General features: G+C 70.5%; 1 protein-coding gene. It reads left to right on the top strand.

Annotation, left to right across the window (positions count from 1 at the left end; translation table 11 throughout):
- A partial coding sequence (locus DMH08_RS42560; RefSeq protein ID WP_148108675.1) for a ketoacyl-synthetase C-terminal extension domain-containing protein occupies positions 1-834 on the top strand: 834 nt, incomplete at both ends.

Genomic DNA, 834 nt, shown 5'->3' with positions numbered 1-834 from the left:
TGGCGACCTACGGCCAGGCCGAGGGACGCACCGAGGATCGGCCGTTGTGGCTGGGGTCGGTGAAGTCGAACATCGGTCATACGCAGTGCGCTGCGGGTGTCGCGGGCGTGATCAAGATGGTGCTGGCTCTTCAGCAGGGCACGCTTCCCAAAACCCTGTTCGCCGAGGAGCCGTCGTCGCACGTGGACTGGACGTCGGGGAACGTGCGGTTGTTGCGGGACGCGGTGGAATGGCCTGCGGGTGAGGAGCCGCGCCGGGCGGGCGTGTCCGCCTTCGGTGTGAGCGGCACCAACGTCCACATCATCCTCGAAGAAGCGCCAGAGCCTGTCGAAAACGAAACGCGCTCGGACGAACCGGAATCGCCGGTGCTCAGACCCGTTGCTCCGGCGTGGGTGGTGTCGGGGCACACCGCGGATGCGCTCGCGTGCCAGGCGGGTCGGCTGCGCGAGTACGTGGTTGGGCGGCCGGAGTTGCCGGTGGGCGATGTGGCGTGGTCGTTGGCGACGACGCGTGCGGCGCTGAGCCACCGGGCGGTGGTGCTCGGCGGCGACCGGAGCGGCCTGGTCTCGGGTTTGGCCGCGGTGGCGACCGGACAGCCGACCACCGGCGTGGTGACGGGCTCGGTGATCCCCGGTGGTGTGGGCCGCACGGTGCTGGTGTTTCCGGGGCAGGGGAGTCAGTGGGTCGGGATGGGGCGTGAGCTGGCAGAGGCGTCGCCGGTGTTCGCGGCGCGGCTGGCGGAGTGTGCGGCGGCTCTGGCTCCGTTCGTGGAGTGGGAGCTGGACGATGTGCTGGCGGGCGGTCACGGGTTTGAGGCTGCGGACGTGGTGCAGC

Source organism: Actinomadura sp. WAC 06369, from assembly GCF_003947565.1.
Lineage (GTDB): Bacteria > Actinomycetota > Actinomycetes > Streptosporangiales > Streptosporangiaceae > Spirillospora > Spirillospora rifamycini.
Note: the sequence above shows the minus strand (reverse complement) of the source record. Positions and strands in the feature narration are given on the sequence as shown.